The sequence below is a fragment of the Candidatus Ozemobacteraceae bacterium genome, assembly GCA_035373905.1.
Lineage (GTDB): Bacteria > Muiribacteriota > Ozemobacteria > Ozemobacterales > Ozemobacteraceae > MWAR01.
On record DAOSOK010000077.1, the window covers coordinates 1 to 5,251 of the forward strand.

6 protein-coding genes are annotated in these 5,251 nt (G+C 61.4%); 3 read left to right on the forward strand and 3 right to left on the reverse strand.

What is annotated here, in order from left to right:
• Nucleotides 1-550 (reverse strand): chemotaxis protein CheC (locus PLU72_20175; protein HOT30502.1); only part of this gene is annotated, 550 nt, incomplete at its 3' end.
• A gap of 130 nt (nt 551-680) precedes the next feature.
• Nucleotides 681-1,298 (reverse strand): aminoacyl-tRNA hydrolase, encoded by a 618-nt coding sequence (gene pth / locus PLU72_20180; GenBank protein ID HOT30503.1) that lies wholly within the window; start codon nt 1,296-1,298, stop codon nt 681-683.
• Between the two features lie 209 nt (nt 1,299-1,507).
• On the opposite strand from pth, the gene gpmI reads away from it, so the two are divergent.
• The 3 genes from gpmI to PLU72_20195 all read left to right on the forward strand — a co-directional run bounded on the left by gpmI (nt 1,508) and on the right by PLU72_20195 (nt 4,506).
• Entirely contained in the window at nt 1,508-3,046 is a 1,539-nt protein-coding gene (gene gpmI, locus PLU72_20185; protein ID HOT30504.1) for a 2,3-bisphosphoglycerate-independent phosphoglycerate mutase, read from the forward strand.
• Nucleotides 3,046-3,654 (forward strand): guanylate kinase, encoded by a 609-nt coding sequence (gmk, locus tag PLU72_20190; GenBank protein ID HOT30505.1) that lies wholly within the window; start codon nt 3,046-3,048, stop codon nt 3,652-3,654. The genes gpmI and gmk overlap by 1 nt, the downstream gene beginning before the upstream one ends.
• A 96-nt stretch (nt 3,655-3,750) precedes the next feature.
• Nucleotides 3,751-4,506, forward strand: a complete 756-nt coding sequence (locus PLU72_20195) for a FecR family protein (GenBank protein ID HOT30506.1) — start codon at nt 3,751-3,753, stop codon at nt 4,504-4,506.
• Nucleotides 4,507-4,683: 177 nt separating this feature from the next.
• On the opposite strand, the gene arfB is transcribed toward PLU72_20195, so the two are convergent.
• Nucleotides 4,684-5,109 carry an alternative ribosome rescue aminoacyl-tRNA hydrolase ArfB gene (gene arfB, locus PLU72_20200; GenBank protein HOT30507.1) on the reverse strand — a complete coding sequence of 142 codons (426 nt, stop codon included), beginning with the start codon at nt 5,107-5,109 and terminating at the stop codon, nt 4,684-4,686.
• Nucleotides 5,110-5,251: the final 142 nt, after the last annotated feature.

Sequence of the window (5,251 nt, forward strand, 5' to 3'; positions counted from 1 at the left end):
GCTTGAGATTCTCGTTGCTCTCGAGAAACGAGGTTTCGATCATCAGCACGTGATCGCTGACGGCTGCCATATCGGCCACGACGGTGTCGATCAGTGCTCCGGCCATGTCGAACGCCATGGCGGGAAGCGAATTGAGCATGGTCGTGCGGGTCAGGATGGAGAGAGCGTTGAGGAACGATCCCGCAAGGATGTTCCCGATTTCGCGCATGCACGAGATCTCGAAGTCATCCATATCTGACGCTTTATTTGCCTTGCTCTTCGGGATGAGGGTCCGCATCAGCTTGATGCCCGTGTCTTCAGGGATGAGGAGGAGAAATTTTCCGGAAATTTTCCCCATGACCTTCAGAAATATCCCGATGGTTTTTTCCTGGGGGCCGCCGAGCAGGGAGGAAATCTCGCTGAAGGGGAGGATCTTGGCAGTCGGGACGTCCATGGCGATCTTGCGGTCGAGAAACTGGGCAAGGGCGGTGCAGGCGTTTCCCGAACCGATATTCCCCACTTCGCGCAGTGCATCGAGCTGGTCTTTTCGCAATTCGCTGATATCTTGCATGGAAAGACTCTCCCACTTGGGTTGTTGATGTGATCATATCAGACCCCCAGAGGGTTTGCAAGGCAGATCCCTGGTCGCGAACGGGAACGGTGGGAAATTTGTGAGCCGCGTCCGGAGAGGCGCTGGCGAGTCAGTTCTTCTCTTTCACCGGAGTTTCGCGCGGCTGTTCGGGAGGGGAGGGCGGATCGGTATAGAGTTTCGCGTTGAATCTGTTCATGGCTCTGCCGCCCATCCCGATCAGCCACATCGTCGTCAGTTCGGGGACGTCGGCCATCACGCGCGCGAGGATCGTTTCCTCTTCGGGGGTGAAAGGGCCCAGGACGTGGTCCACCAGCCCGGCGCCGCTGGGCATGCCCACGCCGATCCTCAGGCGCCAGAACTGCTGGCCAATGTGGCCAATGATCGATTTGAGGCCGTTGTGCCCGCCGTCGGCGCCGGAACTTCTGAGTCGAATTTTCCCCGATGGGAGATTGATGTCGTCGACGATGACCAGCACCGACTCCGGGGTGAGCTGTTCGGCCGCGATGAAGGCGGCAACCGATTCGCCCGAAAGGTTCATGTATGTTTGCGGCTTGATCAGGAGGTGTGACTCGCCCTTGAAGCTGAACGAGGCTTCACGCGCACGATGCCGCGAACGGTCGAACCGCGCCCGAAACCGCTCCGCAAGGACATCCGCCGCTCGAAAGCCGACGTTGTGCCGCGTATTCTCATACTCACTGCCCGGATTCCCAAGCCCGACGATCAACATAGCGCCCGATTCTAAAAGCTTCCCCCCCATCTGTCAATCGCCCTCGCTCCCGTGTTTTAAACGCCGAACTTCCCTCTTCAAACTTCCCACCCTGCCTCCCTTCACACATGTGCGGTTCTGCGATGCCCGCCATTTGACACATCAAGGCAGGGTGGGTATAATCCGCCATTCATTTTCGGCCATGCCAGGCCCATAAAGGATGCAAACCCATGGATGCACAACCCAAGGTTCTTCTCGTCATTCTGGACGGCTTCGGCATCTCGGACCGCGCGGACGGCAACGCCGTTCGCCTCGCCGCCCCCGAATTCATCGACCGCCTGTTCAGAGAGCGCCCCTTCACCAGCCTTTCCGCATCCGGCCTGAGCGTCGGCCTGCCCGCGGGCCAGATGGGCAACTCCGAGGTCGGCCATCTCAATATCGGCGCCGGTCGCGTCGTCTACCAGGACATTACGCGCATCGACCGCTCGATCGCCGACGGCTCCTTCTTCGAAAATCCCGTCCTGACCGGCCTCGTCGACGATGTGCGCGATGCCGGAAAGGCCCTGCACCTGCTCGGACTTCTCTCCGACGGCGGCGTCCACAGTCGGAACGACCAGCTGTACGCCTGCCTGAAGCTCGCCGCGAAGCGCGGTCTCAAGAACGTCTTCGTCCACGCCTTCATGGACGGCCGCGACACGTCGCCGACCAGCGGCGCCGGCTTCATGCGCGAGCTGGTCGAGCAGATGAAGAAGATCGGCGTCGGCAGGGTCGCGACCGTGGGCGGCAGATACTACGCGATGGATCGCGATCTCCGCTGGGAGCGCGTCGAAAAGGGCTATCAGGCGCTCGTGTACGGCACGGGCAACCGCGCCGCCGACCCCGTGACGGCGGTCGAAGCTTCGTATGCGGCCGGGGTGACCGATGAATTCATCGTCCCCGTCGTCATCGAAACCGACGGGAAGCCGACGGCCGTGATTTCCGACGGCGACGGCATCCTGGCGTTCAACTTCCGCGCCGACCGCATGCGTCAGATCACGCGCGCGTTCACCGAGGAAGGATTCGCCGATTTCCCGCGCAAAGAGATGAAGCTGAAATTCGCGAGCTTCACGCAGTATGCCGAGACGTTCGACGTGCCGGTCGCGTTCCCGCCACAGCGGCTTCCCGACACGCTCGGAGAAGTCCTCTCCCAGCGAGGCATTCCCCAGTTCCGCATCGCGGAAACCGAGAAATACGCGCACGTCACCTACTTCTTCAACGGAGGCGTCGAGCAGGCGCTTCCCCACGAGGAGCGACAACTGATTCCATCGCCGAAGGTGAAAACCTACGATCTCAAGCCGGAAATGTCGGCGTTCGAGGTGGGTGAGGCCCTGCTGGAAAAAATCCGCTTGCGCCGCTTCCCGTGCGTCGTCGTCAATTTTGCCAACTGCGACATGGTGGGCCACACCGGCATCATCGACGCGGCCGTGAAAGCCGTGACCACCGTCGATTGCGTGTTGTCGAAGGTCATCCCGGTCGCGTATGACCTCGGCTACGACTGCATCATCACCGCCGACCACGGAAACGCCGAACAGCTGATCGACCCGAAGACCGGCGGCCCGTTCACCGAGCATACCGTCAATCCCGTGCCGTTCTGCCTGTTGACGCGGCACTCGGCCGATCTCCGCAGCGGCGGCAGCCTGTGTGATATAGCTCCCACGATACTGGAGCTGCTCGGCGTTCCCCAGCCCGCCGCGATGGACGGCAAGTCTCTGTTGGTGCGGAAAAAGTGATGGATACGGGGGGCGCCGGGTCGGCACGCGGCATGCTGTTCATCATCTCCGGCCCGTCGGGAGTGGGAAAAACCGTGTTGTGCAACCGGATGATCGAGCGGTTTCCGAACATGGTCTACTCGATTTCCGCGACCTCCCGCGGACCGCGCGGGGGCGAGAGGGACGGCCAGGAGTATTTCTTCTATACACCGGAACGCTTCGAGGCCGAGATCAAAGAGGGCTTGTTCGCCGAGTGGGCCGTCGTGCATGGCAATTACTACGGAACGCCGCGGGCTTTTCTCGACCGCCAGCGTGATTCGGGGAGGCACGTTCTCCTCAACATCGACGTGCAGGGCGCCTTCAAGATTCGGAAGGTGTACCCCGAGGCCGTTCTTGTCTTCATCATGCCGCCCTCGATCGAGATTCTCGAAGATCGGCTTCGGAAGAGAAATATCGATTCCGAGACGGTTCTCCAGCAGAGGTTGAAGAACGCCCGCGAGGAGATGACGCACAGCGGCGAGTATGACCGCATCGTCGTGAACGACGATCTCGACGTCGCGACCGAATCTCTTGCCGTTCTTCTTGCCGACTACGTTCGGAGCACCCCCGACGTGAAACCCGGGAACTGACCCGTCCGGCCGCTGCCGATGCCCTTGCGGAGCCGCTTGACACCCCCCCGGCATTCGCCCGTATAATTCAAGAAACATCTTCACTTGGAGGCAGGTATGAACATTCGGAAAATGATGTGCTTCATCGCCGTGTTGATCGCCGTCATGTCGTGCGCGTCATGGGCCGCGGAACAGCAAATGCAGCCCCTCGACGTGAAACTCTCCATCATCGGCGGCCAGGTCAAACTGACGCGCGTCGGCAAGGTTCTCTCCGATGTCATCACCGCTGCATCCCCCCTGTTCGCCGGCGATCTGATCGAGACGCTGCGCGAATCGAAGGCCGAACTCGTCTACGGCGACGGCACCCGCATGCGCATCAAGCCGATGACCATGGTCGAACTGCAGCCGACGGCCCTGAAGGTGTTCAAAGGCCAGACCTGGTTCAAGTTCGTCAAGCGGGGCTCCGAGTTTTTGATCGAAACCCCGAGCCTCGTGGCCGGCATCCGCGGCACCATCTTCGACGTGGGCGTGAGTTCCCGGGGCAAATCGGTTCTTTCCGTCGTCGAAGGCGCCGTCGCCGTCCGCGGCAAGAACGGTTCTGGCCGGGAAATGCTGATCGAAGGCGGAAAGGCGACAAGTTGTTCCGTCGGTGAAGACCTCGACCAGGCCTACTCCTTCAATGTTGCGAAGAAAAACGCCGAGTGGAAGGATGCAGACTGGGCCGGCGCTTCCGAGAGCGATATCAATGCCCTCTACATCAACTACTTCAATCTCAAGAGCGAATACGGCGCCAACGATTCCCGCACCATCGAAGCCTTCAAGCGCTTCGAGGAAGCCCAGAAGGCCAAGGCCCTGAAGAAGCCCGCGAAATAAGCGTTCCCGACATCAAGACCAGGCCGGGGGTTCCGTACGGAACCCCCGGTCTGTCGTCTGGCCGAAACCCCGAATGCGTGGTGGCCCCCCTCGGAGTCGCGGCCTCTTCCGGGCGCATCAATGGTTCACGCATATGGAGGAGGGGCGGGTTTGAAACCCGCCCCGAGGCGCAATATACTACTCGCTATCTGATGTGCGGCGGCGTTTCTTCTCGGCGTGGGCGCGCTTGCCGGCGAGGCGGCGCTCCTTCGACGCGCGGGTCGGTTTCGTCGGACGCCGCTTTTTCGGCGGGGTGAGCGCCTTCAAAATGAGGTCGCGCAGTTTCCGGAGGGCTTCCTCGAGATTGGAGCGCTGGTCGCGGCTTTCCTGGCAGGTGATCAGGAGGCGCCCGTCGGCGTCGATGCGGTTCCCGGCGATGGCGCGAAGTCGTTCCTTCACGGCCGGGGAAAGGGTTGTCGTGCCGGCGATATCAAAGCGAAGTTCGACCTTCGACGCAACCTTGTTGACGTTCTGGCCGCCGGGACCCGAGCCCCGCGCCGCGCTCCAGTGGAGATCGGCGGCCGGTATCGTCAAAGACTCGCTGATCTGAAGAGGTTCCGTCATCCGGTCAATCCCTTCCGTGACGGCCTGACGAGGCCCGCAAGGATCGTGACGGCCGCCCAGATGTCGAGTTTCGACATCGCATCCGGATGGTCGCCGGCTTCTTCGGGCGGCATCAGGACATGCGCCAGGGGACCGAGCGGTC

Coding starts and splice junctions, on each gene's coding strand:
- gmk (HOT30505.1), top strand. CDS start 3,046: ATGGATACGGGGGGCGCCGGGTCGGCACGCGGCATGCTGTTCATCATC.
- pth (HOT30503.1), bottom strand. CDS start 1,298: ATGTTGATCGTCGGGCTTGGGAATCCGGGCAGTGAGTATGAGAATACG.
- PLU72_20195 (HOT30506.1), top strand. CDS start 3,751: ATGAACATTCGGAAAATGATGTGCTTCATCGCCGTGTTGATCGCCGTC.
- arfB (HOT30507.1), bottom strand. CDS start 5,109: ATGACGGAACCTCTTCAGATCAGCGAGTCTTTGACGATACCGGCCGCC.
- gpmI (HOT30504.1), top strand. CDS start 1,508: ATGGATGCACAACCCAAGGTTCTTCTCGTCATTCTGGACGGCTTCGGC.